The sequence below is a fragment of the Actinosynnema sp. CS-041913 genome, assembly GCF_050942485.1.
Taxonomy (GTDB): Bacteria; Actinomycetota; Actinomycetes; order Mycobacteriales; family Pseudonocardiaceae; genus Actinosynnema.
This window is the reverse complement of record NZ_CP192037.1, coordinates 673,364-697,880: the sequence shown is the minus strand read 5'-3', so window position 1 is coordinate 697,880 and position 24,517 is coordinate 673,364. Positions and strand designations below refer to the sequence as shown.

Sequence of the window (24,517 nt, the reverse complement as noted above, 5' to 3'; positions counted from 1 at the left end):
CCCGCCCCTGAGGGTGTTCGTACACCTTGGTCTTTGGTGGAGCTGAGGGGAATCGAACCCCTGACCTACTCGATGCGAACGAGTCGCGCTACCAACTGCGCTACAGCCCCGTGTTCAGTTGTCCGTCGTGCCGTTGTCGTGCGGGAGGAAGCATATCAGTAGCCGGAGGGTGGTTTCGCCACCCCCCGGCTACTCGCCCACGGCACGTCGGTACGGCAGAGCCTCCGGCCCGTCCAGCTCCACGAACATCGGGTCTTCGTCGTCCGCGTCCACCACGACGGTGCCGGGCCGGACGTGGTGCTGGAAGCGCGGCTGCGGCGCGAGGCCGGTCTCCTCCTCCTCGGGCAGCTCGTCCTCGGCGTCGTGCCGGTCCACCACGGGACGGGCCGGGCGGCGGCGGACCGGGGAGAGCCGGGCCAGCCTGCGGGCGCGGATCTCCTCTTCCATCCGCACCTGGCGGCGCAGGTAGACGAGGTAGCCGACGAGGGTCAGGTCGACGGCCGCGTGGCCCCACCACGCGAGCGGGTACAGCACGCCCGCGACGACGCCGGTGGCCAGCGCGGTCAGCAGCAGCGTGCCGACGACGCGACGGCGGAACGCGTACTTCGCCTGCGCGACGATGGCTGCGGTCTCCGGGTCGTAGCCGCCTCTACCGGGCCGGTAGGGCCGGTGGGCGATCTCCTCCTCGAAGTCCCCGACCTCGTCCGCGAAGTCCTCGTCCTCGTCGAACTCGGCATCAGGCATGGCGTCGTACTCCTCCTCCATGCTGGTCCGCGCATCGGCGCGCTTGCGCGCGACCATCGGGACGAGGACGACCAACCAGGCCACCACCAGTCCCACGACGATCAGCGAGCTCGGCATCCCCGTCACCTCCCCCTGCCCCGTGGCACGCGAACTGCGTACGCCACGCTAGTCACAACAGTCACACCAGTGTCGGAGACTCGCCGACCGGCATACGTACCAAAGTGTGGTCTATCACCCACTTTCGGGTGATACGAATAAGCCACTCGGCTCGTTGATCAGGCTGTTCGGGCGTGTCCCTGAGAGACCAATCGGCGTACCAGCCCTTCCGGCGAGGCCTCCTCGGCGGTCATCGCGAAGCACAGGTGGTCGCGCCAGTCCCCGGCCACGTCGAGGTAGCGCAGGAACAGACCTTCCTCGCGGAACCCGGCCTTGGCCAGCACCCGCAGGCTGGCCGTGTTCTCCGGCCGCACGGTCGCCTCCAGCCGGTGCAGCCCCGCCTCGCCGAAGCAGTGGTCCGCGACCAGCGCGAGGGCCGCGGTGGCGACGCCGCCCCGGGCCCGGTCGGCGGCGACCCAGTAGCCGACCCAGGCGGACCGCAGCGAGCCGCGCACGATGTTGCCCACGGTGATCTGCCCGGCCAGGTCGCCGTCCACGGTGATCACGAACGGCAGCGTCTGCCCGCGCCTGGCCAGCGACTTCAGCGACGACCACTGCGCCGGCCACGACATGGTCGCGTTGCGCTCGGGCCAGCCGTCGACCGCGGTGGGCTCCCAGTTCTCCAGGTGGGCCCGGTCGCGCAACCGGATACGGGACCAGGCGGAGGCGTCGAGCAACTTCGGCGGACGCAGCGCGACGACGCCGGCGTCCACCCGCAGCGGACCGAGCCGCACGGGCCAGCCGGGATGTCTACCGCCCTCCCACGCCAGACCCGAGCTCATCCGTCCCCTCTGCCGTCCGGTGCACTGGTGCTCTCAGCTTTTCTGGGCCAGGAAGCTGACCGTCACTTCCTCGCCCACCGCCACGTCCGTGACGTCTTCGTCGACCATGATCAGGCAGTTCGCCTCGGCCAACGACGCCAGCAGGTGCGAACCGGAGGTACCCAACGGCTGCACCAGGTACTCCCCGTTGTCCGCGTCGCGCAGCAGTTGGCCGCGCAGGTAGCCGCGCCGCCCCTTGGTGGAGGTCAGCGGCGACAGCAGCCGAGCGCTCACCGCCCGCCGGTAGGGGTTGCGCTTGCCCAGCGCGGCCCGGATCAGCGGGCGGACCAGCACCTCGAAGACGACCAGCGCGCTCATCGGGTTCGCGGGCAGCAGGAACGTCGGCACCGCGTCCGGCCCGAGCCGGCCGAAGCCCTGCACCGAGCCGGGGTGCATGGCGACCCGTGTGGAGTCCACGTCGCCGAGGTCGGCCAGCGCGGCCCGCACCTCGTCGCCGATCACCCCGCCGACCCCGCCCGCGATGACCACGATCTCGGACAGCAGCAGCCGCCCTTCGACCACCTCGCGCATCCGGCGCGGGTCGGCGGACTGGATGCCGACCCGGCTGACCTCGGCGCCCGCGTCCCGCGCGGCGGCGGCCAGCGCGTAGGAGTTGACGTCGTAGACCTGGCCCTGGCCGGGCGTGCGGTCGACGTCGACCAGCTCCTCGCCGATCGAGATCACCGACACCCGCGGCCGGGGGTGGACGAGCACCTTGTTGCGCCCGACAGCGGCGAGCAGCCCCACCTGGGCAGCGCCGATGGTCGCGCCACGGCGCACCGCGACGTCACCGGTCTGGACGTCCTCGCCGGTCCGGCGGACGTACGCGGCGGACGGCACGGGACGCTGCACGGTCACCTTCGCCGCGTGCCCGTCGGTGTACCCGAGCGGCACCACGGCGTCGGCCAGGGTGGGCAGCGGCGCGCCGGTCGCGACCCGGACGGCCTGGCCGGGCTGCAGCCGTCTTGGCTGACGCGACCCCGCGGGGATCTCGCCGACCACCGGGAGCTGCACCGGTTCGTCGCTCGCGGCCTGCACGTCCACGCTGCGCACCGCGTAGCCGTCCACCGCCGCCTGGTCGAAACCGGGCAACGCGCGTTCCGCGACGACCTCCTCGGCGCAGAGCAGACCCTGCGACTCGGAGATCGCCACGCGCACCGGGGCGGGCCGCACGGCGGCGGCGATCACCCTGGCGAGCTGCTCATCCACTGACCTCATGTGTCGACCCTCGTTCAGGAGTTGCCGAGGCGTTCCCGCAACCACTCCCCCAGCTCGGACCCGTAGTCCGGGTGCTCAAGTGCGAAGTCAACCGCAGCTTTGAGAAAACCCGCCGGATTGCCCAGGTCGTGTCGCCCACCGCGATGGACGACGACGTGCACCGGGTGACCCTCGTTGATCAGCAGCGCGATGGCGTCGGTGAGCTGAAGCTCACCCCCCGCGCCCGGCGTGATGCGCTTGAGGGCGTCGAAGATCGCCCGGTCGAGGAGGTACCGGCCGGCCGCCGCGAAGGTCGACGGCGCGTCCTCGGGCTTGGGCTTCTCGACCATGCCGACGACCTGCTTGACGTCGTCGTCATCGGTTTCCCGCACGTCGAACACGCCGTAGGCGGAAATCTGGTCCTTGGGAATGTCGAACGCGCACAGCACGCTGCCCCCGAACCGCTCCCGCACGGCGGCCATGCGCGTGAGCACGCCCGTCGGCAGCACCAGGTCGTCCGGCAGCAGCACGGCCACGGCCTCGTCGTCGCCGCTCAGATTGCCCTCGGCACAGCCGACCGCATGCCCGAGACCAAGGGCCTTGTCCTGGATCGCGGTCTCGACTTCCAGCAGCTCGGACGCCCGCCGGACCTTCGCGACCAACTCGGTCTTGCCCCGCGCCTCCAGCGTCTGCTCCAGCTCGGGCTGCGGCCGGAAGTACTCGGCCACGGCATCCTTGCCGGGCGAGGTGACGATCACCAGCCGGGTAGCACCGGCCTCCGCGGCCTCAGCCGCGACCAACTCGATACCAGGGGTGTCGACGACCGGCAGCAGCTCCTTGGGCACCGCTTTGGTGGTCGGGAGAAAGCGCGTGCCCAATCCCGCCGCGGGCACGATTGCTGTCTGGAAGGCGCTCATGAGGAGCGAGCGTAACGGCGCGCTTAGGGTTACCTGCCATGACGTCCGATGAAGGTAATCGGAAGACGACCCTGCGCACACACCTCAGAGCCGCCCGGCGTACCGCCACTCCCGCGCCGTTGTCGTCCGAGGTGCTGAAGGCGGTTGCTGCGTTCGACATCACACCAGGTCAAACGGTGTGCGCCTACCTGGCGATCGGCCCCGAGCCGGGCTCGCCGGCAATGTTGGACACGCTGCGCTCAGCCGGCTACCGAGTCCTGCTCCCGATCGTGGTCGGCGCGGCGCCACTGGACTGGGCCGAATACGACGGCGACCTGCGCCCCGGCCTCTACGGCCTGCGCGAGCCCGCCGGCACCCCGTTAGGCCCTTCCGCGATCACGACGGCGGCCTTGGCGCTGGTCCCAGCCCTGGCCGTGGACCATCAGGGCGTACGACTGGGCAAGGGCGGAGGCCACTACGACCGTTCACTGCCATTGGCGAGTTGCCCATTGGTGGCCCTGGTGCGAGACGAGGAGTTCGTCCCACACCTTCCGGCCGAACCCCACGATGTCCGGATGAACGCCGTCCTGACGCCCAAGGCAGGCGTGATCCACCTGCCCATGTGACGTTGACCAGTGATGTTTGCGCCACGTATGCCGGCCGGCGCATCATCGTGGTTGGCACTCGTGACGGAGGAGTGCCAACCAGGACCCGTGGAGGGGCGAACCGTGCCGACTTACCAGTACGCCTGCACCGAGTGCGACCACCGGTTCGAAGCGGTGCAGTCCTTCTCCGACTCGGCGCTGACCAAGTGCCCGGAGTGCGAGGGCAAACTGCGCAAGCTCTACGGAGCCGTAGGCGTGGTGTTCAAGGGCAGCGGCTTCTACCGCACCGACAACCGCGCAGCGGCCACGACGCCGTCCTCGACCAAGGGCGAGACGAAGACCGAGACGAAGAGCGAGACGACGACTTCTCCGAAGAAGAGCGACACCTCCTCGACCCCGGCGGCAGCAGCTTCCTGATCCCAAGTTATCCACAGGCCCCCGAGTTATCCACAACTCGGGGGTTCGTGCTTTCCACCCCCCGCCAAGATCCCTAACGTCAACCCCATGAACCTGACGCGCAAGATCCTGGCAGCAACGTTGACCCTGCTAGCAGTGCTGGTAGCAGCCTGGCCAAGCCAACCAGAGGCAGAACTGGTGGTAGCGGCCCACGACCTCGCACCAGGCGTGCCACTCACCGCGGAAGACCTCAAAACGATCAAGGTCCCACCCGAGTTATCCCCAGCCGGCACGGTAACCCACACCGAAGCAACCGGCCGCACACTGACCTCCGCGGCAAGATCCGGAGAACCCCTCACCAACGCCCGCCTGACCGAAGCCGACCCCGAAACGGCAACGGTGGCAGTCCCCCTGGCAACCCCGATGACAAACCCGGCCATGCCGGCCCTGCTGAGACCGGGCAGCAGGGTGGACGTCATAGGCCCGGAGTCACGGGTGCTAGCGGAGAACGCGTCAGTAGTGACACTCCAAGCCGACAAGCTGGCAATCCTGACAATGCACCACAAAGCCGCCACCAGAGTCGCCTCGGAGTCCCTATCCCACCCACTAGCCATAACCCTGCGCTGACAACACCCACACACAGGCCGCACCACCCAGCCCCAGCCACAGCCCTGCGCGAGCACACAAGAGGGGCCTCGTGTTCTCCCCGTATGGCCTGCCCGCAGGGCTACCGCGCTTGTCCAGGGAGTGCAAGCACGCTCTTCGCTTGCGCTCCCTGGACAAGGGTGGTGGTCTTTGACCAGGCCATACGGGGAGAACACGACGCCTTGCCCTTCCCCCGGAGGCCTGCCCAGCGGCGAGCGACGCTTGAAGCTTCCGACCACAAGCCGAAGCGACAGCACACCCCAGCCCACCAAGCAACGACCGCGCTTCAAACCAGACCGACCACACAAGCCGACAGACCAAGCAGCCCATCCCCCGCCCACAAGAACGGGGAATCCACAAGACAAGGAGACACACACCCCCGCCGCGTCACAAGAAGCCACCCGAGCCGTTACCCTCCGCTAGCCCCCAATGTCCCCCCATATGGAGGAGCCAGCAGTGATCAAGGGCTTCAAAGACTTCCTCATGCGCGGCAACGTGGTCGACCTGGCAGTAGCCGTAGTCATCGGCGCGGCGTTCAGCTCAATCGTCACCGCGTTCACCAACAACCTGATCAACCCACTAGTGGCCCTGTTCGGCGGCAACAACGTAGAAGGCCTGGCAGTCAAGCTGGGCGACAACGACAAGACCATCATGGACTTCGGCGCGATCATCACCGCAGTGATCAACTTCCTGATTGTCGCGGCAGTCGTCTACTTCATCTTCGTGATGCCCATGAACAAGATCAAGGAACGCCGCGAGAAGGGCCAAGAACCCGGCCCATCGGAACCAACCGACGTCGAACTGCTGAAGGAGATCCGCGACCTACTAGCCCAACGCCAAAACGACACCAGGGCCTGACCACCGAACCGGCTGACCAGGACAGCGCCGGCAGCACAGCCCGGCAGCACAGCCCCCCACTCAGTCAGGGCAGGAGGACACCGGTCTCGCCGGTATCGGCCAGCCGGCCACTTCCGCTACCTCCCGCCGCTACCTCCCGCCGCTACCTCCCGCCGCTACCTCCCGATACCTCCCGCTACGGCAAGCCGGTCACTCGTGGTGAGGTGGACGGTTCTCCAGGTACCACTGGTCGTCGCGACCCCGCTCGTCCCGCCCCGGAGCCACCGGCTCATCCACCTCATCCGGCAACACCTCCCCGAACACCTCAGCCAGCCGACGACGCCGCGCCGCCTCCTCCACAGCGGCGGCAGCGGCGTCGTCAACGGGCTCGCTCATGCCTCGTCGAGCCCGGACAGTTGTTCGATCACGTACGGCACCAGTGCCGACAGCGTGGCCATGCCGTCCCGCACCGCCGACCGCGAGCCGGCCAGGTTCACCACCAGCGTGCTGCCCGACACGCCGACGAGGCCGCGCGAGATGCCCGCGTCGACCGCTCCCGCGGCCAAGCCCGAGGCGCGAAGTGCCTCGGCGATGCCCGCGATCGGACGGTCCAGGACGCCCTGCGTGGCGTCCGGTGTGACGTCGCGTGGCGACACGCCGGTACCGCCGACGGTGACCACGAGGTCGACGCCACCGATGACGGCGGTGTTGAGTGCGGCGCGGATGCCCACGACCTCACCCTCCACCGCGACGGTGCCGTCGACGATGAATCCGGCTTCCTCCAGCAACTCGGTGACCAGCGGTCCTGTGCTGTCGTCGTGCTCACCGTGCGCCACCCGGTCGTCCACGATCACGACGAGGGCGCGTCCCAGGCGCTGAGCGCTTCGTTCCATGCGGGTCACCGTAGCCAATCGGCGGATCTGACGGTTCCGTGACGTCACGGTGTCGTCGCCGGCCAGGCGATGCCACCACCCCTAACGTCGGTGACGTGCGAGTTCTCCTCACCGGCGGAGCCGGGTTCATCGGATCTCACATCGCCGACCGGCTGACGGGCCACGAAGTGGTCGTCCTGGACGCCTACCTCCCGCAGGCCCACCGCGAACGACCGCAAGACGCCGCCGACGTGACGGATCTCCCGACAGTCGTCCGTCTGCTTGAGAACGTCGACGCGGTCTGCCACCAGGCGGCGGTGGTCGGCCACGGACTCGACCCGTCCGACGCACCCCTCTACGCGCACCACAACGACTACGGCACCGCCGTGCTGCTCGCCGCGATGCACGAGGCGAACGTCAAACACCTGGTGATGGCGTCCTCGATGGTCGTCTACGGCGAGGGTCGCTACCGCTGCGCCGAACACGGCATCGTCCGCCCGTCGGCACGCACTCGACAAGCCATCGACGAAGGCCGGTACGAACCCCCGTGCCCACGCTGCAACGCACCGCTGGAACCGCGCCTGGTCCCCGAGGACGCCCCGCTCGACCCCCGGAGCACGTACGCGGCCAGCAAGCTCGCACAGGAGCACTACGCGGCGGCGTGGGCACGTCAGACGAACGGCCACGTCTGGGCGCTCAGGTACCACAACGTCTACGGCGCGCGGATGCCGAAGGACACGCCGTACGCGGGCGTGGCGTCCCTCTTCCGCTCCGCGCTGGAGCGCGGAGAAGCCCCGACCGTCCTGGAGGACGGCCGGCAGCGCCGGGACTTCGTGCACGTCAGCGACGTGGCCAGGGCGAACGTCCTGGCACTGGAAACCCCGGGCGAACCGGGAACGCTGACCCCGCTGAACATCTGCTCGGGCGAACCGCACACCGTCGCGGACCTGGCGACCCATCTGGCCCACGCGTACGGCGGGCCCGAGCCGAGGGTTGTCGGCGGCGCACGCCCGGCGGACGTCCGGCACGTCGTCGCGGATCCGGCCAAGGCGCGAGAAGTCCTGGGCTTCGAAGCCCGGACGTCCTTCGCCGACGGCGTCGAGCAGTTCGCCACCGACCCCCTCCGCCGAACCGCGAAGGCCGGGCAGCCCATCCCTGCACCGCACCCCGACCAGCCCGCCGGAGCGCAGGTCAGGCAGTGCGCAACGGACCCGCCGTGCTGAGCGGCAGCCGCACCTCGAACCGGCACCCGTGTCCGTGGTTCCAGGCGTCGATCGTCCCCCGGTGTGCCTCCACCAGACCACGCGCGATGGCCAACCCCAGCCCGCCACCGACCGGCTGCCTGCTCGGCGTCCCCCGGAACGCCACCTCGAACACCCTCGGCAGGTCAGCCTCGGGAATCCCGCCGCACCCGTCGTCGACCCGCAGCAACGCCTGCGAACCATCCACACCCACCTGCACCGCCACGGTCCCGTCCGGCGGCGTGTGGCGGATCGCGTTGGACAGCAGGTTGCGCACGACCCGGGCCAGTTCGGGGTCCGACCCGAGCACCACCGGCCAGACCACGGCGTCCGCCCGCAGCACCACGCCCTTCCGCGACGCCACCGCGCTCTCCGCCGCGACGACCTCGCTCACCACGTCCGCCAACGGCACCTCGGACAGCGTGAGCCGCAGCGCGCCGGCCGTGATCCGGGACAGTTCGAACAGGTCGTCCACCATCTCGGACAGCTTCGACGCCTCGCCCGAGATCCGTCCCGCGTAGTCCGCGACCTCCGCCGGCCGCGCCACCACCCCGTCCGCCAACGCCTCGGCCATGGCCCGGATCCCGGCCAACGGCGTGCGCAGGTCGTGGCTGATCCACGCGACCAGCTCGCGCCGGGACGCCTCGGCGGCGCGTTCCCGCGCCCGCGCCTCCCGCTCCCACACGCTGCGCCGCGCGATCGACCGACCGAGGAACACCGCCGTCGGCACGGTCACCACCGCCACCAGCAGGCACACCAGGAGCGTCGTGATGAGGATCGAGCTGAACATGAACCCGCTGACCGCCAGCACCCCGCCGATGGTCGCCACCACCGGCACGATCGCCAGCACGGTCAGCGCGGTGGCCAGCGAACCGCCGACCAGCCGCCGCATCACCAGCGCGCCCAGCACCGCGAGCGGCAGCGAGAACAGCACCGCGTACGGGAAGATGTGGGAGATCTCGACCAGCATCACGAACCCCCGTCGTACCGGTAGCCGACACCCCAGACGGTCACGATCCGCACCGGCCGCGCCGAGTCGACCTCGACCTTCTCCCGCAACCGTCGCACGTGGACGGTCACCGTCGACTGGTCGCCGAACTCCCAGCCCCACACCCGGGACAGCAGCTCGGCACGGCTGAACGCCCTGCCCCGGTGCGCGAGGAAGAACACCAGCAGGTCGAACTCCCGCGTCGTCAACGGCAGCTCACGGCCGTCGAGCCACACCGCCCGCGCGCCGACGTCCACCCGCAGGTTCCCGTCCACCAGCACCGCCCCGGCCCGGTCGACGGGCACCCGCGCCCGCCGCAGCACGGACGTCACCCGCAACGCCAGCTCACGCGGGCTGAACGGCTTGGTCACGTAGTCGTCCGCGCCCAGTTGGAGCCCCGCGATGCGGTCCTCCTCCTCACCCAGCGCGGTCAGCATGACCACCGGCACCGCGCTGCGCGCCCGCAGCCGCCGGCACACCTCCAGCCCGTCGATGCCGGGCAGCATCAGGTCCAGCACCACCAGGTCGGGCTCCCGCTCGGCGATCCGCCGCAACGCGTGCTCGCCGTCGCCGACCAGCTCCACCTCGTGCCCGGCCAGCTCCAGGTACCGGCGCACCACGTCGCGCACCGTCACGTCGTCATCCACGACGAGCACCCGCCCGGTCTCGTTCATCAGCTCACCAGTTCGTCAGCAGGAGGTGGTCGACCGCGAGCGCGGTCCCGGCTTGCGCCGCCAGCCAGGCCCTGCGGTGCGCCGCCGGCACGAGCACCACGAGCCACCCGGTGAACGGTAGCCAGATCCGCTCGACTTCGGCCTTGCTCAGCCCCGACACGTCCGCCAGCAGGATCGCGACCGCCGCCGCGCCCGCCAACCGGAGCCCCGGACCGCGCCACCGGGCGGCGATCGGCGCGAAGCCACAGGCCAACACCGCCGCCGCGAGGTTCGCCCACACCCAGTACCAGTAGGACCGCGACGACGCGATCCCCTGGTAGTACCGCTCCACGACCAGGTGGTACCCGTCCAGCCACCAGAACCCGGCCACCGCGAACGCCGCCACCACGGCCGACGCGCCCAGCACGGCGAGCCCGACCGCCCGCCGGTCCCGCCACAGCACCACCAGCGCGAGCACCCCGACGAGCACCAGCCCGTACGACAGGAACACCCCGATCCCGAGCACCACCCCGCCCAGGAACGCCCGCCGCGTGGCCAGCAGCGCGATCCCGCAGGCCGTCACGCCCGCGAACAGCCCGTCCGCCGACACCCCGATCCACACCGCGCCGGGGAACAGCGCCACGAACGGCAGCACCGCCCGCGCCCGTTCCTCACCGGCCACCGCCCGCACGGTCACCGGCACCGCGACCGCCGTCGACGCGCCCACCAGCACCACGACCACCGCCGCCCAGGCGCCACCGGACAGCCCGATCCGGTCCAGCCCGACGAACGCCAGCAGCGCCCCCGGCGGATGGCCGGAGACGTGCGTGGTCCACGAGTCGGGCTGGAAGTCGAGGATGCGTGCCGAGAAACCCCGCAGCATGACCCCGACATCGGTCACGCCCGGCACCTCGTGCAAGTACTCGTGGACAGTGGTCAACCGACCGGCGAAGCCCCGCGTCCAGCCGGCGACCAGCGAGAGCGAGAAGATCCACGCGACCGCTGCCGCGTAGGTCAGCGACAGCGCCTTCCGCCAGGGCAGCCGGGCGGCGAGCGCTGGGCCTTGCGCGACCACCAACACGGCGACGATCACCGCGAACGGCGTGCCGATCCCGATGTGCGGCAGCCATTCGGCGAACAACGGTGGCGCGCCGGCGTGCGTGCGCTCGTAGTCCAGGGAGGAGCCGACGACGGCGGCCAGGACGACCAGAGCGACGGCGGCCAGGACACGGAGCACCGCCCCACGGTAAGGGTGTCCGACACCACCGGAGGCCCCGCACGACGATCCGTCAGAGGCCCGTAAGAACTCGCCAACACGTCATAGTTCGGTAAGCGCCACAACGGTTCCGTACCGTCCGACACGGATCACCCTGATGTCCGTGGACGAAATCGACGTGGTGCTCCCCTGCCTGGACGAGGCGGCGGCGCTGCCGGGTGTGCTGAGCGCGATGCCCGCCGGCTTCCGGCCTCTGGTGGTGGACAACGGATCGCGGGACGGCTCTCCGGACGTCGCCCGCCGGCTCGGCGCGGAGGTGGTGCTCGAACCCCGTCCCGGGTACGGCGCGGCCGTGCACACCGGGGTCGAGCGGGCGCGGTCCGAGGTGGTCTGCGTGCTCGACGCGGACGGGTCGCTGGACCCCGGCGAACTGCCCGCCCTGGTCGACCTGCTCACGGGAGCCGACCTGCTCACCGGGGCCGACCGGGTCGCCGGGGCCGACCTGCTCACGGGAGCCGACCTGGTCGCCGGGCGGCGCGTGCCACGCCCGGGGAGTTGGCCGTGGCACGCCCGCGCGGGCAACGCCGTGCTGGCGGCTTTCCTGCGGCACAAGGGATTGCCGGTGCGGGACATCGCGCCCGTGCGCGTGTTCCGCCGCCGGCCGATGCTCGACCTCGGCATCACGGACCGGGCGTTCGGCTACCCGCTGGAGCTGCTGCTGCGGGCACGTGCGGCCGGCTGGCGGGTGGTGGAACGGGACGTGGTCTACGGCCCACGGGCGGCAGGCACGAAGTCGAAGGTCTCCGGCTCCGTGCGCGGAACGGTGCGCGCGGTGCGGGACATGGCGGCGGTGCTGCGGTGATCGCGAGCTTGCTGGTCGTCGCGAAAGCCCCCGTGCCCGGCCTGGCCAAGACCCGCCTCACGCCGCCCGCGACCCCCGAAGAGGCCGCCGACCTGGCCGCCGCCGCGCTGCTCGACACGCTGGACGCCGTGCTGGACACCCCGGACACCAAGCCCGTGGTGGCGTTCACCGGAGACCTGTCGGCGGCGTGCCGCTCGGCTGGACTACAGGCCGTTCTACGGCACGTGACCGTTGTGCCACAACGGGGTTCCACGTTCGCGGATCGGTTGGCCAACGCGCACGACGACACGTTCCAGAGGCACGGCCTGCCGGTGTTCCAGATCGGCATGGACACCCCTCAGGTCACCCCGGACCTGCTCGGCGCGTCCGTCGAATGCCTCACCGGACACGACGCCGTGCTCGGTTTCGCGACCGACGGCGGCTGGTGGGCTCTCGGCGTCCGCGAAGCCTCGGTCGCCGGTTCCCTGCGCGAGGTCCCGATGTCGCGACCCGACACCGGCGTGCGCACGATCCTCGCTCTGCGCAAGAAAGCCGGGCGCATCGGCATCTTGGCGCGGTTGTCCGATGTGGACGACATGGCGACCGCGCGCGAGGTGGCCGGCCAAGCGCCGGACACCAGGTTCGCACGGGCGCTGGGCGTGCGGCGATGACGGCGTTCGACGTGGGACTCGGCGGCGGGGAGTGCGTGCTCGAACTGGCGGACGGCCGACGGCTGGCCCTGCCGATCGACCGCTGGCACGGCGACGCGGACCGGGCCGACCACGTGCTGCTGGACGCGTGCGCCGGGCCGACCATCGATGTGGGCTGCGGGCCGGGACGGTTGGTCGCGGGCCTGGTCGGGCGCGGGGTCGTAGCCCTGGGCGTGGACAACTCGCCGCTCGCCGTGGCCCTCACCCGCGCCCGCGGCGGGCCGGCGATCCGGCGGGACGTGTTCGGCCGACTGCCCGGCGTGGGCCGCTGGGCGCACGTCCTGCTCGCGGACGGCAACATCGGCATCGGCGGCGATCCGGTGGCACTGCTCCGCCGCGCCCGCACCCTGGCGCACCGCGGGGGAACCGTGCTGGTGGAGGTCGAACCGCCCGGTTGTGGGCGGTGGCGCGCGCGGGCCCGGATCGGCGACGGGCCGTGGTTCCCGTGGGCCCGGCTCGACGCCCCGTCCCTCGCCGCCACCGCCCGCGAGGCCGGGCTGGGCATCGTCCGGCTCGCCGAACGGGACGGCCGCTGGTTCGCGGAGCTGACCCGGTCGTGAGGAATCTCCACCACCGGGGTCGTCACCGGAAAACTCGTCTTGCGCAAAAAGAGGCCGCATTCCGACAGGTGAGGGGATGCCTGCCGGAATGCGGCCTCAGCCCCGGCTCGGGGCACGGTGAGCCGGAGTTCCAGGGAGCCGCGGGTCCAGGGCAGCCGGAATCCCGGAGGGAAAGCCGGAGCCCGGGGGATGCGGCTACTTCAGCTCGACGGGCTGGCTGCCCAGCGTCACCTCGACCGCGCGGTCGTCCACGGTGAGTTGCACCTTCTCGCCCGGGGCACGGGACCGGACCGCCGCCACCAGGGCGTCCGAGCTGTCGATCTTCCGGTCGCCGAACTTGGTGATCACGTCACCGGCCTTGAGGCCGGCCTGCTCCGCCGCGCCGCCCGCGGTCACCTCGCGGACCTGTGCGCCGCCGTTCGTGCCGTCCGTCACCTGGACGCCGAGCACGGTCTGGGTCGCCTTGCCGGTCTCGCTCAGTTCCGTGGCGGTGCGCCGCGCCTGGTCCATCGGGATCGCGAACCCGATGCCCACCGAGCCGCCCTGCGACGACTGGGTGCGGTTGGGGCTGTAGATGGCCGAGTTGACGCCGACGACCCGGCCCTGCATGTCGACCAGCGGCCCGCCGGAGTTGCCGGGGTTGATCGCCGCGTCGGTCTGGATGGCGTTGAGCACGGTCGCCTGGCTGCCGTCCTCGCCGCCCGCCCGCACCGGGCGGTTGAGCGAGCTGACGATGCCCGAGGTCACCGTGCCGTTCAGGTCGAACGGCGAGCCGACGGCCACCACCGGCTGACCGATCCGCAGGTCGGAGGAGGTGCCGAGGTCGGCGGTCGCCAGGCCGGACACGCCGGACGCCTTGACCACCGCCAGGTCGGACGACGGGTCGCGGCCGACGATCTTCGCCTCCGCCGACCGGCCGTCCTGGAACAGGACCTTGATCGCGCCGCCGTTCGCGGCCGACTCGACCACGTGGTTGTTGGTCAGCACGAGCCCGTCCGAGCTGAGCACGATGCCGGACCCGGCGCCACCGCTGACCTGCACCTGGACCACCGTCGGCAGCACCTTCTGCGCGACCTGCTCGATGGAGCCCTGCGGCGCGTTGCCGGTCTGCTGCGCGGGCGGCGGGGCGTTCAGCGCGTTGGTGACCGGCCCGGACCTGTCGGCGGCCTCGTAGCCGAGGTAGCCGCCGACCCCGCCCGCGACGCCCCCGACGGCGAGCACGAGCGCGGCGACTCCCGCGACGACCTTCCCGCGGCCCCGATTCCGCGGTGCGACGACGGCAGGTCCGGGCGGTGCGTAGTAAGGCCCCGGCTGACCAAGCGCCCCCTGCTGAGCGCTTGGTCCGCCGGGAAGGTCCGGCTGGGCACTCCGCCAGCCGGTCTCCGGCGCCGTGGGACGCCAGGCGTCCGACGGGCCGGTTCCCGATGTCACGGGGCTCCCCTGCGAAGCACCCGGCACACCGATCGCCGGCGGCACGGCGTCTCCCTGCGAAACGCCCTGCGCACCGGGCTCCGATGACGCGGCGCTCCCCTGCGAAGCGCCGTGCGCACCGGCTGCCGGCGGCGCGGAGCTGCCCTGCACAGCTCCGTGGCCACCGGTGACCGACTGACCAGCACCCTGCTGCTGGAAGCCGGAGTTCTCGGGAACGGCGCCGCCGGAAGCCCACGGGCTCGACTGCGGCTGCTGGGGCGGCTGCGGCTCGTTCTCGGTCATGTCCACCACTCTGGGGTGTGCGCCTGAGAGGAGCCTTAAACGGACCTGGGCATCAGTTGTGAGTCCGCGGCGGCCTCATCCGGCGGCGCGCAGCCGCTCCGCGATCTGCTCAGGCGTCGTGTCGTTGATCCAGACACCCATCCCGGACTCGGAGCCGGCGAGGTACTTCAGCTTGTCGGCGGCACGCAGCACGGAGAACACCTCCAGGTGCAGCCACGCCAGGTCACGCCCGACGCGCACGGGCGCCTGGTGCCACGCCGCGATGTAGGGCAGCGGGCGCTGGTAGAGCCCGTCGAGCCGGTGCAGCACTTCCAGGTAGAAGCGCGCGAAGTCGTCGCGTTCGGCGTCGGTCAGCGCGGGCAGGTCGGGCACCTGGCGGTGCGGCACGACGTGCACCTCGACCGGCCAGCGGGCGGCGGCGGGCACGAACGCCGTCCAGTGCTCGGAGACGCCCACGACCCTGGTGCCGACGGCCTTCTCGGCGGCCAGCACGTCGCCCAGCACCGGCCGGCCGTGCTCGGCGGCGTACTGCGCGGCGACCGCCAGCATCCGCTCGGTTTTCGGCGTCACGAACGGGTACCCGTAGATCTGGCCGTGCGGGTGGTGCAGGGTGACGCCGATCTCCTCACCGCGGTTCTCGAACGGGAAGACCTGTTCGACCCCCGGCAGCGCGCTCAACGCGGTCGTGCGGTCCGCCCACGCGTCGACCACGGTCCGCACCCGCGAGGGCGCGAGCGACCCGAACGACGTCCGGTGGTCCGAGGTGAAGCACACCACCTCGCACCGCCCGCGCCCGGCGGCACGCGCCACCATCGGCATGCCGTCCACAGTGGACGGAAGGTCCGGCACGCCTTCCGCGAACGACGGGAAGCGGTTCTCGAACACCACCACGTCGTAGTCCGACTCGGGGATCTCGGTCGGCTTGCCCGGCGTCGACGGGCACAGCGGACACAGGTCGGCCGGCGGCTTGTAGGTGCGGGTCTGGCGGTGCGCGGCCATCGCCACCCACTCGCCGGTCAGCGGATCGCGGCGCACCTCCGACAGGGGTTGCGACCGCGGCAGGTCCCTGGTGTCCACTGCGGACCGCGGCGGCGCGTCGGGCGTGTCGTCGAAGTAGATGATCTCCCGACCGTCGGCCAGCTTCCCCGCCGTGCGCTTCACGCGGACTCTTCCTCTCCCCGTCCCGGCACCCGCGCCAGGACCAGCTCCCCGACCTGGTCGGCGAGCACGGCCCGCGCCTGCTCGGACAGGCCCTCGTCGGTGACCAGCACGTCCGCCTCGTCAAGACCCGCGATGGTCGAGATGCCGACCGTGCCCCACTTGGTGTGGTCGGCGACCACGACCACCCGGCCCGCCGCGTCGACCAGCGCCCGGTCGGTCTCGCTCTCGTTGAGGTTGGGCGTGGTGAAGCCGGACCGCTCGGCCATGCCGTGCACGCCCAGGAACACCACATCCAAATGCAGGGACCGCAGCGCCTGCACGGCCACCGGCCCGACCAGCGCGTCCGACGGCGTGCGCACCCCGCCGGTGAGGACCACGGTCCGGTCGGTGCGCCCGCTCTGCTGCAACACGTCCGCGACCCGGATCGAGTTGGTGACCACGGTGAGGTCCGGGATGTCGTCCAGGAACCGGGCCAGCGTCCACGTCGTGGTGCCGGCGGACAGCCCGATCGCGGTGCCCCGCCGGACCAGCCCGGCGGCCTGCGCGGCGATGGCCTCCTTCTCCGGGAGCTGGCGCACCGACTTCGCCTCGAACCCCGGCTCGTCGGTGCTGCGGCCGACCACGGACGTGGCCCCGCCGTACACCTTCTCCACCAGCCCGCGGGCCGCGAGCACGTCCAGGTCGCGGCGCACGGTCATGTCGGAGACGGCCAGCCGCACCACCAGGTCGCCGACCCGCACCGCGCCGGTGCGCCGGACCTCTTCCAGGATCACCGCTTGCCGTTGCCGCGCCAGCACGTCACACCTCTTCCCTCTCGCACGCCCTGAGGTGGGCGGGCGACGGTAGGCCATCCGGTCGTGTCGCCAGCGTGACCGACATCCCGGACAACGGCAACACAGTCGAACAAAAACGATCAGATCGGGTAACGTGACCTGGGTAATACCAGTGCCACAGGCCCCGTCATGTTGAATTTTGTTGCAAATTGTGCCATCCGCGTTCGGGCCGGTGTCGTGCGGCTAGGGGCGTCCGGGCAGCCGGAGCGCGAACAGCGCCCCGCCCTCCGGCGCACGCCCCGCGTAGGCCGCGCCGCCGTGGCGTTCGGCGGCCTGCTTCACGATCGCCAGGCCCAGCCCCGAACCCGGCAGCGTGCGGGCCTCCGAGGACCGGTAGAAGCGCTCGAACACGTGCGGCAGGTCGGCGTCCGCGATGCCGGGTCCGGCGTCCGCGACCTCCAGCACCACGCTGCCGTCACCGAGCTGCTTCAGCTCCAGCCGCACCACGCCGCCGGACGGGCTGAACTTCACCGCGTTGTCCAGCAGGTTGAGCACGGCCCGTTCCAGCGCGCTGGAATCGCCCAGCAGCGACCACGGCTGCAACCGCACGTCGAACTTCACGTCCGCCGGCGCCCGCCGCCGCGCGCGGTCCAGGGCCCGCTCGACCACCTCGACCAGGTCGACCGGCTCGTGCACGACCTGCGGCGCGTCCTCGCGGGCGAGTTCGACCAGGTCCCCGATCAGCGTGGTCAGCTCGTCGAGCTGCGCCCGCACGTCGGCGTTGATCTCCGCCTTGTCCTGGTCGGACAAGGTCGGCGCGTCCGGCCGCTCCGAGGCCAGCAGCAGCTCCAGGTTGGTGCGCATGGAGGTCAGCGGCGTGCGCAGCTCGTGGCCCGCGTCGGCGACCAGCCGCCGCTGCCGTTCCTGCGAGTCCGCGACCGCGGTCAGCATCGCGTTGAACCGCTGGGTCAGCCGCGCCAGCTCGTCGTCGCCGGTCACCGGGATCGGCCGCAGGTCGCCGGTCATCGCCACCCGCTCGGTCGCCTCGGTCAGCCGCTGCACGGGCCGCAGCCCGGTGCGCGCCACCGCCGTGCCCGCCGCCGCCGCGACCAGCACGCCGAGGCCGCTGATCACGAACAGCACCACGGACAGCTTCCCGAGGGTGGTGTTCAACGGCTTCAGCGACTGGGCGATCACCATCGCCCGCTCGTCCTCGTACTGCACGGAGATCACCCGGAAGCCGCTGCGGGTGTCGTCCCACAGGTTCTCCAGCTTCACGCCGTGCGCCACCTCCAGGTCGTCCACGTTCCACGGCGGCGCGACGGTGCCCTTCGGGTACTGCATCTCGCCGTCCACGCTGAGCAGACCGATCCGCACGTCGCCCGCCGCCAGGAACGCGCCGGGGATCTGCGTGACGTTGTTGTCCACCCGGGGCGCGTTCACCGCGGACTCGGCGCGCTGGCGCAGGCTCAGGTTGAGCTGCTCGTCCATGTTGCTGCTGACGGTCATGTAGGCGCCCAGGGACACGACGCCGACCACGCCGGCCACGCAGAACGCCGCCAGCAGCGTGACCCGTGCCCGCAGGGAGACCCGCTGGAACCGCCCGTTGGCGGCATTGATCACGGAGGGGTCTCCCGCAGCACGTAGCCGACGCCGCGCACGGTGTGCAGCAGGCGGGGCTCGCCCTCCGCCTCGGTCTTGCGGCGCAGGTAGCCCACGTACACCTCCAGCGCGTTGCCGGAGGTCGGGAAGTCGTAGCCCCAGACGTCCTCCAATATCCGGCCGCGCGTGAGCACCTGCTTGGGGTGCGCCAGGAACAGCTCCAGCAGCGCGAACTCGGTCCGGGTGAGGCTGATCGGCCGCTCGCCGCGCCGCACGTCCCGCGTGCCGGGGTCGAGTTCCAGGTCGGCGAACCGCAGCACGGCCCCCGCCGGCTCCTCGGCGTCCTTGGCGGCCCGCCGCAGCAGCGCCCGCAGCCTGGCCAGCAGCTCTTCGAGGGCGAACGGCTTGGGCAGGTAGTCGTCGGCGCCCGCGTCCAGGCCGGACACCCGGTCGGACACCGCGTCGCGCGCGGTCAGCACCAGGATCGGCAGGTCGTCGCCGGTGCTGCGCAGCCGGCGGCACACCTCCAGCCCGTCCAGGCGGGGCATCATGACGTCCAGGACCATCGCATCCGGACGCTGGGCGACGACCGATTCGAGGGCCTGCCGGCCGTCACCGGCCAGTTCCACCTGATAGCCGTTGAACTGCAGTGAGCGGCGAAGCGACTCACGCACGGCCCGGTCGTCGTCGACAACGAGGATGCGCATGGGGTTCAGTCTCGCCCTTCGTCCTGAGAGCCGCCTGAGAAGCCGGTGTGAGCTAGCCGTCAAGTTTCTTGGCTATGGGAGCGTTCCATTTTCGCCAGAGCGCGATAACCCTGACCCCGACTATCAGAACCGAACCAAGAATGGCGACTGGTCCGGCAGGCAGCTTCAGCCAGTTTCCCAGAGCGACGATCATCGCCCCGCCCAAGGCCGCCACAGCGTAGATCTCCCGCCGCAGCACGAGTGGGATCTCGCGCAGCAGCACGTCCCGCAGCGCGCCGCCCCCGATGCCGGTCGTCATGCCGACCAGGCACGCGGCGTACGGCGGCGCGCCCAGCGACAGCGCGGTGGACGTGCCGGCCGTGACGAACAGGCCCAGCCCGACCGCGTCCAGCAGCAGCACGGACCGCCGGAGCTTCTCCACGGTCGGGTGAAACCAGAACACGATCAGCCCGGTCCCGCCCGCCACCGCCAGGTACGGCCACGTCACCAGGGCCGAGGGCGGGCGGACGCCGAGCAGGATGTCCCGGATCAGCCCGCCACCCAGTGCCGTGGTCAAAGCCAGCACGATCACGCCGAACACGTCGAGCCGGGCACGCACCGCGGCCACCGCGCCGGACGCGGCGAACGCGGCGATCCCGATCAGTTCCAGCACGGTCAGCACGGCGGGTCCGGGGCGGTCACGCCAGGCAGGCTAGAAGAAGTCCGCCAACCGGGGCACGCCCGGCGCGCCGACCAACCGGTCGAGCAACCCGGCGGGACCGTCCAGCAGGCCGGCCCGGCGCAGGGCGTGGCTGTCCTGCATCCCGCTGAACCACGGCCCGAGCGCCCTGGCATGCAGCCGCACCGCCCCGCTGCCGCCCGGCTCGATCCGCACCGACCCGTCGTCCACCACCAGCCGCTGCCGGCCCGCGTGCCACGGCGCGTGCTCGTCCACCACGTCCAGGTCCACCGCGGCGGGCTTCAGCCCCTCCGCGGCGGGCCAGCCCCGGGCCGCGACGGCCGCCGGCAGGTCGACCACCCGCAGCAGCCACGTCGAGGTGTTCACGGTGTACCGGAGGCCCTGGTTGGTCAGCAGCCCGGTCACCGCCGGGTCGGTCACCCGCAGCGACACCTGGTCCAGCAGGCCCGCCCAGCTCGTCAGCTCGCTCAGCAGCCCGAGCTGGGTCGCCGCGTCCCGCCCGATGAGGTCGAACACCCGCAGCCCGTCGCGGTTGCGCTCGGCGGTGAGGTAGCCGCGCACCTCGCCGTCGTGGCCGGGCGCCACGGACACGATGTCCAGCTTGAGCACGTCGGCCACGTCGATCGCGGGCTGCGACCGGTCGAGCAGCCCGTTGACCGTGGACGCCAGGTCGACGTAGCAGGCGTGCAGGGCGTCCAGGTCGGTTTCCCCGGCGGGCCGCGCGACGGTCCGGGGCGCGGCGGGCAGCCGGTCGATCGTGACGTCCAGCCACTCGAACACCCCGGCCCGCTCCCAGCCGCGCGACCGGTAGACGGAGGGCACCGTCGCGTACAGCGCGGACAGCGGCTGCCCGTGCTCGCGCAGGTCCGCCAGCGACCGGTCGAGCAGCCCGGTGGCCACGCCCCGGCCGCGCGCGTGCGGGTCGACGGCGACGCCGCCGATGCCGGCCATGGGCACCGGCGCGCCGCCGTAGAACTGGTGGAAGTCGTTGATGGTCAGCACCGCCGCCGGACGCCCGTCCAGTTCGGCGATCAGCCCGCGCCTGCCGGGCCGCACGGGGTCCTCCTCGGAGGCGGAGCCGAAGGCGACCTTGCGCAGCCTGCGGACGTCGTCGGCGTCGTTGTCGCTCAGTTCCCTGATCTGCACGTCCTCTTGCTTACCAGGTGAAGAAGCCCCGTCCGGTCTTCCGGCCGAGTTCTCCGCGCGCGACCTTGTCCCGCAGCAGCCCCGGCGGCTCGAACCGCGGCCCCAGTTCGGCGGTCAGGTGCTCGGCGATCGCCAGCCGGACGTCCAGGCCGACCAGGTCGGTGAGCCGCAGCGGACCCATCGGCCAGCCGTAGCCCAGCCGCATCCCGGTGTCGATGTCGTCGGCGGTGGCGACGCCCTCTTCGAGCATCCGGATCGCCTCCAGGCCGACCGCGACGCCCAGCCGGGAGGTCGCGAAACCGGGGCTGTCCCGGACTTCGATGACGGTCTTGCCGAGCTGTTCGGCCCACTTGCGGGCCTTGGCGAGGACGGCCGGCGAGAGGCCGTCGTGGCGCACCAGCTCGACCAGCCCCTGCACCGGCACGGGGTTGAAGAAGTGCATGCCGAGGACCCGTTCGCCGGGCAGGCCGCGGGCGAGTTCCCCGATGGACAGCGACGAGGTGTTGGACGCCAGGACGGCGTCGGGGCAAGCGTTTGCGGCTGCCGTGAGCACCCGGCGCTTCAGCGCGATGTCCTCCGGCACGGCCTCGATGACCAGCTCGGCGGGCACGTCGGCCAACTGCTCGACCACCGTGAGGTTCGCCAGCAGCTCCTCGGGGTCGCGGTCCAGCCTGCCCCGCTCCACCGCCTTGGCGAGCGACGTCTCGACGGCCCGCCGCGCGGCGGCGACCCGTTCCGCGCCGGACTCGGCCAGCACCACCTCGTGCCCTCCGGCGAGCAGCACGTGCGCGATGCCCGCGCCCATCGTGCCGCCGCCGACCACCACCGTGATCATGCTCCGACGACCTCCGCGGCGAACATGGCGACCAGTTCCATACCGCCGATCTCGGTGAGGTTCGCACCTGCCGCCTGCCACTCCGGGGAGGCGAACGCGGCCTTCATGTCGGCCTCGGACGCGAAGTACAGCTCGGCCACGAGGTGCGGCTCGTGCTCGCCCAGGAAGCCGGGCACGAGGACCCGGCCGACCTTGGCCACCTCGACGCGGACCAGGCCGGGTGTCTTGGCGACCAGCGGCAGGTGGGAGGTGAAGTAGGCCTCGTCGAACTCGTCGGGGTTCGCGGGCTTCCGGTACAGCGCGATGTACTTGATCATGTGACACCTTCCGTCCGGTTTCGCCGCCGGACTGTAACATCGGCACGATGGCAAGGTGCGGATCATCCTGCTGCGCCACGGGCAGAGCCTGGGCAACATCGACGAACTGGCGTACTGCCGGGTACCCGACCACTCCCTGCCCCTCACGCCGTTGGGCGAAGACCAGGCCGTCGAGGCCGGACCACGCGTCAAGACCCTGCTCGGCGACGCCCCCGTGGCCGTCTACGTGAGCCCGTACGTGCGCACCCGAGCCACGCTGCGCGGGCTGGACCTGGGCGCGCAGGCCGAGCGCGTGGTCGCCGAACCCCGGCTGCGGGAGCAGGACTGGGGCAACCTCCAGGACCCCGTGCAGCAGGAGGTGCTCAAGCACCAGCGCCACGCCTTCGGCCACTTCTTCTTCCGGCTGCCCAACGGCGAGTCGGGCGCGGACGTGGACGACCGGCTGGCCGCGTTCCTGGTCGACCTGGAGACCCGCATGACGCGCCCCGACCACCCGGACACGGCGCTGGTCGTCTCGCACGGCCTGACCATCCGCCTGCTGTGCCGCCGCCTGTTCGGCTGGAGCATCGAGCTGTTCGAGTCCCTGTCCAACCTGGAGACCTGCGAACACCGGGTGCTGACCCACGACGGCGCCCGCTGGGCCCTCGACCGGCCGTTCAGCCAGTGGCGCGCCTCGCCGGACGGCGAGACCCAGGTCTAGGCCGCCGGCGTGCCGTGGACGACCTTCGCCTCGGCGCGGGCGAGCCAGCTATCGTACAGGTCGCGGTAGTGGCCGGCCCGCGGTGACGTGTCGTCGGGCGCGACCCGGTCGTAGAACTCGAACGGCCGGATGCGCCCGTTGTCCGTCCACTGGAGGTAGGAGAGGAACACCGTCCCGTCGCCGAACCGGAACCCGTGGGCGATCGGCACGCACGCGTAGGCCTTCAGCTCGACGGTGATCCCGCGCCGCCGCAGCTCGTCCCCCTCCTCGTCCAGGAACGACCTGATCCGCTCCTGACTGCGCCGCGCCTCGCCGGACCACTCGGCGGGCAGCTCGCCGGACCGCTCGACGAACGCGGGATCGAGGCAGTACAGCGTGAGGTGCCACCCGGTGGGCCGGTCGTGCGAGGTGAGCCAGGTGGCCAGCATCGGCCACGTGGTGTTCAGCGTCAGCCCGAGCACCTCCACCCGCCGCCGACGCCGGCCGACGGCGTCCCACCGGGCCGCGGCCAGCACGTCGGCGATCGAGTGCGTGACGTCCTCCCCGGCCCGGGTGGTGACCGCCGCGCGCAGCGACCGCACCTCCCGCCCGAGCTGGTAGACGGCGATCGTGGCGACCTCCAGCATCACCGCGACGAGCGCCACCAGACCCTGCTGGTCGAGCTTGCCGACGTAGCGTTCCAGCACCACGCGGGTGGGCTCGATGGTGGTCAGGATCAGGTAGATCCCGGTGAGCAGGGCCAATGCCGTGGTGACGGCTTCCCACACGTGCCGGATGCGGGTGGACACCGGTAACCCGCGAGCCTTACGACGCTTGATCGCCACGCACGTGACTCTGGCCTAGCGACGCGGTGCCGCACAACGGCTGCTGTCAGACTCCCACAGCGCGCCCGCGGCCCCCTCCGGTTGCGGGAGCCGGCGCACAACGGTGAGCTACCGGTACCGGCAAGTCGAGTTGGCAGGAGAACGCCGTGCCCAAGATCGAACGCCCTCCCAAGAAACGGGTCAACCTCCTCCGCAAGGAGGGCGTGACCACTGTGGACTGGAAGGACACCAACCTGCTGCGCAAGTTCATCTCCGACCGCGGCAAAATCCGCTCCCGCCGCGTCACCGGGCTGACGCCCCAGCAGCAGCGGCAGGTCGCGACCGCGATCAAGAACGCGCGGGAGATGGCGCTGCTGCCCTATCCCTCACAAGGCCGCTGAGCGAGGCGGTGCCGGCCGCCGCCAGCACCGCCAGCGCGGGCCAGTCCAGCACCAGGTGGCCCTGCGAGCCGACCACGAAGCTGCCGTACAGGCCCCAGCACTGCACCACCGTGAGCACCGCGCCGATCGGCGTGGTGACCAGCGACACCGCCACCACCACGGCCGCGAGCAGCACCAGCGCGGCCGACGGCCAGTTGCCGGCGACCACTGTCGCGCCCACCCCACCCGCGAAACCGAGCGCTGACCCGTGCACACCGCCGACTGTCGACATGGCGGACCATTCAACGCCCGGTTGAGACGCA

30 protein-coding genes and 1 tRNA gene are annotated in these 24,517 nt (G+C 71.5%); 10 read left to right on the top strand and 21 right to left on the bottom strand.

From position 1 onward, the window contains the following. Nucleotides 1–34: 34 nt before the first annotated feature. The 5 genes from ACQPZF_RS03450 to ACQPZF_RS03430 form a co-directional block, all read right to left on the bottom strand. Nucleotides 35–110 (bottom strand) — tRNA-Ala (locus ACQPZF_RS03450). A gap of 79 nt (nucleotides 111–189) precedes the next feature. After that, nucleotides 190–861, bottom strand: a complete 672-nt coding sequence (gene sepX / locus ACQPZF_RS03445) for a divisome protein SepX/GlpR (RefSeq protein WP_433268137.1) — start codon at nucleotides 859–861, stop codon at nucleotides 190–192. 158 nt (nucleotides 862–1,019) lie between these two features. Next, nucleotides 1,020–1,682: a GNAT family N-acetyltransferase gene (locus tag ACQPZF_RS03440; RefSeq protein ID WP_433268135.1), complete on the bottom strand. Its 663-nt coding sequence runs from the start codon at nucleotides 1,680–1,682 to the stop codon at nucleotides 1,020–1,022. Nucleotides 1,683–1,715: 33 nt separating this feature from the next. Then, a complete protein-coding gene (glp, locus tag ACQPZF_RS03435; RefSeq protein ID WP_433268133.1) occupies nucleotides 1,716–2,939 on the bottom strand; it encodes a molybdotransferase-like divisome protein Glp in 1,224 nt (407 codons plus the stop codon). 14 nt (nucleotides 2,940–2,953) lie between these two features. Next, entirely contained in the window at nucleotides 2,954–3,835 is an 882-nt protein-coding gene (locus ACQPZF_RS03430) for a UTP--glucose-1-phosphate uridylyltransferase (protein WP_433268131.1), read from the bottom strand. 38 nt (nucleotides 3,836–3,873) lie between these two features. Here ACQPZF_RS03430 and ACQPZF_RS03425 point away from each other — a divergent pair, with 38 nt between their 5' ends. The 4 genes from ACQPZF_RS03425 to mscL all read left to right on the top strand — a co-directional run bounded on the left by ACQPZF_RS03425 (nucleotide 3,874) and on the right by mscL (nucleotide 6,318). Next, nucleotides 3,874–4,440 carry a 5-formyltetrahydrofolate cyclo-ligase gene (locus ACQPZF_RS03425; RefSeq protein WP_433268129.1) on the top strand — a complete coding sequence of 189 codons (567 nt, stop codon included), beginning with the start codon at nucleotides 3,874–3,876 and terminating at the stop codon, nucleotides 4,438–4,440. A gap of 102 nt (nucleotides 4,441–4,542) precedes the next feature. Then, the gene (locus tag ACQPZF_RS03420) at nucleotides 4,543–4,836 is read left to right on the top strand and encodes an FmdB family zinc ribbon protein (RefSeq protein WP_433268127.1); all 294 of its coding nucleotides are present in this window, start codon (nucleotides 4,543–4,545) and stop codon (nucleotides 4,834–4,836) included. An 87-nt stretch (nucleotides 4,837–4,923) separates the two neighbouring features. After that, nucleotides 4,924–5,442 (top strand): SAF domain-containing protein, encoded by a 519-nt coding sequence (locus ACQPZF_RS03415; RefSeq protein ID WP_433268125.1) that lies wholly within the window; start codon nucleotides 4,924–4,926, stop codon nucleotides 5,440–5,442. Nucleotides 5,443–5,916: 474 nt separating this feature from the next. Then, nucleotides 5,917–6,318, top strand: coding sequence for a large-conductance mechanosensitive channel protein MscL (mscL, locus tag ACQPZF_RS03410; RefSeq protein ID WP_433268123.1), 402 nt, complete (start codon nucleotides 5,917–5,919; stop codon nucleotides 6,316–6,318). Nucleotides 6,319–6,507: 189 nt separating this feature from the next. On the opposite strand, the gene ACQPZF_RS03405 is transcribed toward mscL, so the two are convergent. Continuing rightward, nucleotides 6,508–6,693: a hypothetical protein gene (locus ACQPZF_RS03405; RefSeq protein ID WP_433268121.1), complete on the bottom strand. Its 186-nt coding sequence runs from the start codon at nucleotides 6,691–6,693 to the stop codon at nucleotides 6,508–6,510. Next, entirely contained in the window at nucleotides 6,690–7,190 is a 501-nt protein-coding gene (locus ACQPZF_RS03400) for a MogA/MoaB family molybdenum cofactor biosynthesis protein (protein WP_015098113.1), read from the bottom strand. The genes ACQPZF_RS03405 and ACQPZF_RS03400 overlap by 4 nt, the downstream gene beginning before the upstream one ends. A gap of 95 nt (nucleotides 7,191–7,285) precedes the next feature. On the opposite strand from ACQPZF_RS03400, the gene ACQPZF_RS03395 reads away from it, so the two are divergent. Next, on the top strand, nucleotides 7,286–8,392 hold the full coding sequence (locus ACQPZF_RS03395; protein WP_433268118.1) for an NAD-dependent epimerase/dehydratase family protein: 1,107 nt from the start codon (nucleotides 7,286–7,288) through the stop codon (nucleotides 8,390–8,392). Here ACQPZF_RS03395 and ACQPZF_RS03390 read toward each other — a convergent pair. The 3 genes from ACQPZF_RS03390 to ACQPZF_RS03380 are packed head-to-tail and all read right to left on the bottom strand — an operon-like array spanning nucleotide 8,361 to nucleotide 11,288. Beyond that, the gene (locus tag ACQPZF_RS03390; RefSeq protein ID WP_433268115.1) at nucleotides 8,361–9,380 is read right to left on the bottom strand and encodes a sensor histidine kinase; all 1,020 of its coding nucleotides are present in this window, start codon (nucleotides 9,378–9,380) and stop codon (nucleotides 8,361–8,363) included. The genes ACQPZF_RS03395 and ACQPZF_RS03390 overlap by 32 nt on opposite strands. After that, nucleotides 9,380–10,072: a response regulator transcription factor gene (locus ACQPZF_RS03385; protein WP_433268113.1), complete on the bottom strand. Its 693-nt coding sequence runs from the start codon at nucleotides 10,070–10,072 to the stop codon at nucleotides 9,380–9,382. Before ACQPZF_RS03385 ends, ACQPZF_RS03390 begins: the two co-directional genes overlap by 1 nt. Nucleotides 10,073–10,076: 4 nt before the next feature. Continuing rightward, nucleotides 10,077–11,288 carry a hypothetical protein gene (locus ACQPZF_RS03380; RefSeq protein ID WP_433268112.1) on the bottom strand — a complete coding sequence of 404 codons (1,212 nt, stop codon included), beginning with the start codon at nucleotides 11,286–11,288 and terminating at the stop codon, nucleotides 10,077–10,079. Nucleotides 11,289–11,424: 136 nt separating this feature from the next. On the opposite strand from ACQPZF_RS03380, the gene ACQPZF_RS03375 reads away from it, so the two are divergent. From ACQPZF_RS03375 to ACQPZF_RS03365, 3 genes are read left to right on the top strand one after another with little or no spacing between them, the layout of a single operon-like run. Beyond that, nucleotides 11,425–12,129, top strand: coding sequence for a glycosyltransferase family 2 protein (locus tag ACQPZF_RS03375; protein ID WP_433268110.1), 705 nt, complete (start codon nucleotides 11,425–11,427; stop codon nucleotides 12,127–12,129). Then, a complete protein-coding gene (locus ACQPZF_RS03370) occupies nucleotides 12,126–12,779 on the top strand; it encodes a TIGR04282 family arsenosugar biosynthesis glycosyltransferase (protein ID WP_433268108.1) in 654 nt (217 codons plus the stop codon). The genes ACQPZF_RS03375 and ACQPZF_RS03370 overlap by 4 nt, the downstream gene beginning before the upstream one ends. Continuing rightward, on the top strand, nucleotides 12,776–13,378 hold the full coding sequence (locus ACQPZF_RS03365; RefSeq protein WP_433268106.1) for an SAM-dependent methyltransferase: 603 nt from the start codon (nucleotides 12,776–12,778) through the stop codon (nucleotides 13,376–13,378). The genes ACQPZF_RS03370 and ACQPZF_RS03365 overlap by 4 nt, the downstream gene beginning before the upstream one ends. Nucleotides 13,379–13,573: 195 nt before the next feature. Here ACQPZF_RS03365 and ACQPZF_RS03360 read toward each other — a convergent pair whose 3' ends face one another. The 9 genes from ACQPZF_RS03360 to ACQPZF_RS03320 all read right to left on the bottom strand — a co-directional run bounded on the left by ACQPZF_RS03360 (nucleotide 13,574) and on the right by ACQPZF_RS03320 (nucleotide 22,311). Further along, nucleotides 13,574–14,599 (bottom strand): S1C family serine protease, encoded by a 1,026-nt coding sequence (locus tag ACQPZF_RS03360; protein WP_433268104.1) that lies wholly within the window; start codon nucleotides 14,597–14,599, stop codon nucleotides 13,574–13,576. Nucleotides 14,600–15,166: 567 nt separating this feature from the next. Continuing rightward, the gene (gene galT / locus ACQPZF_RS03355; protein ID WP_433268103.1) at nucleotides 15,167–16,252 is read right to left on the bottom strand and encodes a galactose-1-phosphate uridylyltransferase; all 1,086 of its coding nucleotides are present in this window, start codon (nucleotides 16,250–16,252) and stop codon (nucleotides 15,167–15,169) included. Next, nucleotides 16,249–17,049: a DeoR/GlpR family DNA-binding transcription regulator gene (locus ACQPZF_RS03350; RefSeq protein WP_433268101.1), complete on the bottom strand. Its 801-nt coding sequence runs from the start codon at nucleotides 17,047–17,049 to the stop codon at nucleotides 16,249–16,251. The genes galT and ACQPZF_RS03350 overlap by 4 nt, the downstream gene beginning before the upstream one ends. A 219-nt stretch (nucleotides 17,050–17,268) precedes the next feature. Continuing rightward, nucleotides 17,269–18,648, bottom strand: coding sequence for a sensor histidine kinase (locus ACQPZF_RS03345; protein WP_433268099.1), 1,380 nt, complete (start codon nucleotides 18,646–18,648; stop codon nucleotides 17,269–17,271). Next, nucleotides 18,645–19,334, bottom strand: a complete 690-nt coding sequence (locus ACQPZF_RS03340) for a response regulator transcription factor (protein WP_433268097.1) — start codon at nucleotides 19,332–19,334, stop codon at nucleotides 18,645–18,647. The genes ACQPZF_RS03345 and ACQPZF_RS03340 overlap by 4 nt, the downstream gene beginning before the upstream one ends. 52 nt (nucleotides 19,335–19,386) lie before the next feature. After that, nucleotides 19,387–19,995, bottom strand: coding sequence for a trimeric intracellular cation channel family protein (locus ACQPZF_RS03335; protein ID WP_433268095.1), 609 nt, complete (start codon nucleotides 19,993–19,995; stop codon nucleotides 19,387–19,389). Nucleotides 19,996–20,025: 30 nt separating this feature from the next. Continuing rightward, complete coding sequence (locus ACQPZF_RS03330) at nucleotides 20,026–21,159, bottom strand: GNAT family N-acetyltransferase (protein WP_433268093.1); 1,134 nt, start codon at nucleotides 21,157–21,159, stop codon at nucleotides 20,026–20,028. A 10-nt stretch (nucleotides 21,160–21,169) separates the two neighbouring features. Then, complete coding sequence (locus ACQPZF_RS03325) at nucleotides 21,170–21,994, bottom strand: 3-hydroxyacyl-CoA dehydrogenase family protein (protein WP_433268091.1); 825 nt, start codon at nucleotides 21,992–21,994, stop codon at nucleotides 21,170–21,172. After that, the gene (locus ACQPZF_RS03320; protein WP_433268089.1) at nucleotides 21,991–22,311 is read right to left on the bottom strand and encodes an EthD family reductase; all 321 of its coding nucleotides are present in this window, start codon (nucleotides 22,309–22,311) and stop codon (nucleotides 21,991–21,993) included. Before ACQPZF_RS03320 ends, ACQPZF_RS03325 begins: the two co-directional genes overlap by 4 nt. 55 nt (nucleotides 22,312–22,366) lie before the next feature. Between ACQPZF_RS03320 and ACQPZF_RS03315 the strand changes: the two genes are divergently transcribed. Continuing rightward, a complete protein-coding gene (locus ACQPZF_RS03315) occupies nucleotides 22,367–23,011 on the top strand; it encodes a histidine phosphatase family protein (protein ID WP_433268087.1) in 645 nt (214 codons plus the stop codon). Here ACQPZF_RS03315 and ACQPZF_RS03310 read toward each other — a convergent pair. Beyond that, nucleotides 23,008–23,799, bottom strand: a complete 792-nt coding sequence (locus tag ACQPZF_RS03310; protein WP_433268085.1) for a hypothetical protein — start codon at nucleotides 23,797–23,799, stop codon at nucleotides 23,008–23,010. The genes ACQPZF_RS03315 and ACQPZF_RS03310 overlap by 4 nt on opposite strands. A 182-nt stretch (nucleotides 23,800–23,981) precedes the next feature. On the opposite strand from ACQPZF_RS03310, the gene rpsR reads away from it, so the two are divergent. Beyond that, the gene (gene rpsR, locus ACQPZF_RS03305; protein ID WP_433268084.1) at nucleotides 23,982–24,215 is read left to right on the top strand and encodes a 30S ribosomal protein S18; all 234 of its coding nucleotides are present in this window, start codon (nucleotides 23,982–23,984) and stop codon (nucleotides 24,213–24,215) included. Here rpsR and ACQPZF_RS03300 read toward each other — a convergent pair. Next, a complete protein-coding gene (locus ACQPZF_RS03300) occupies nucleotides 24,163–24,468 on the bottom strand; it encodes a hypothetical protein (protein WP_433268081.1) in 306 nt (101 codons plus the stop codon). The genes rpsR and ACQPZF_RS03300 overlap by 53 nt on opposite strands. Nucleotides 24,469–24,517: the final 49 nt, after the last annotated feature.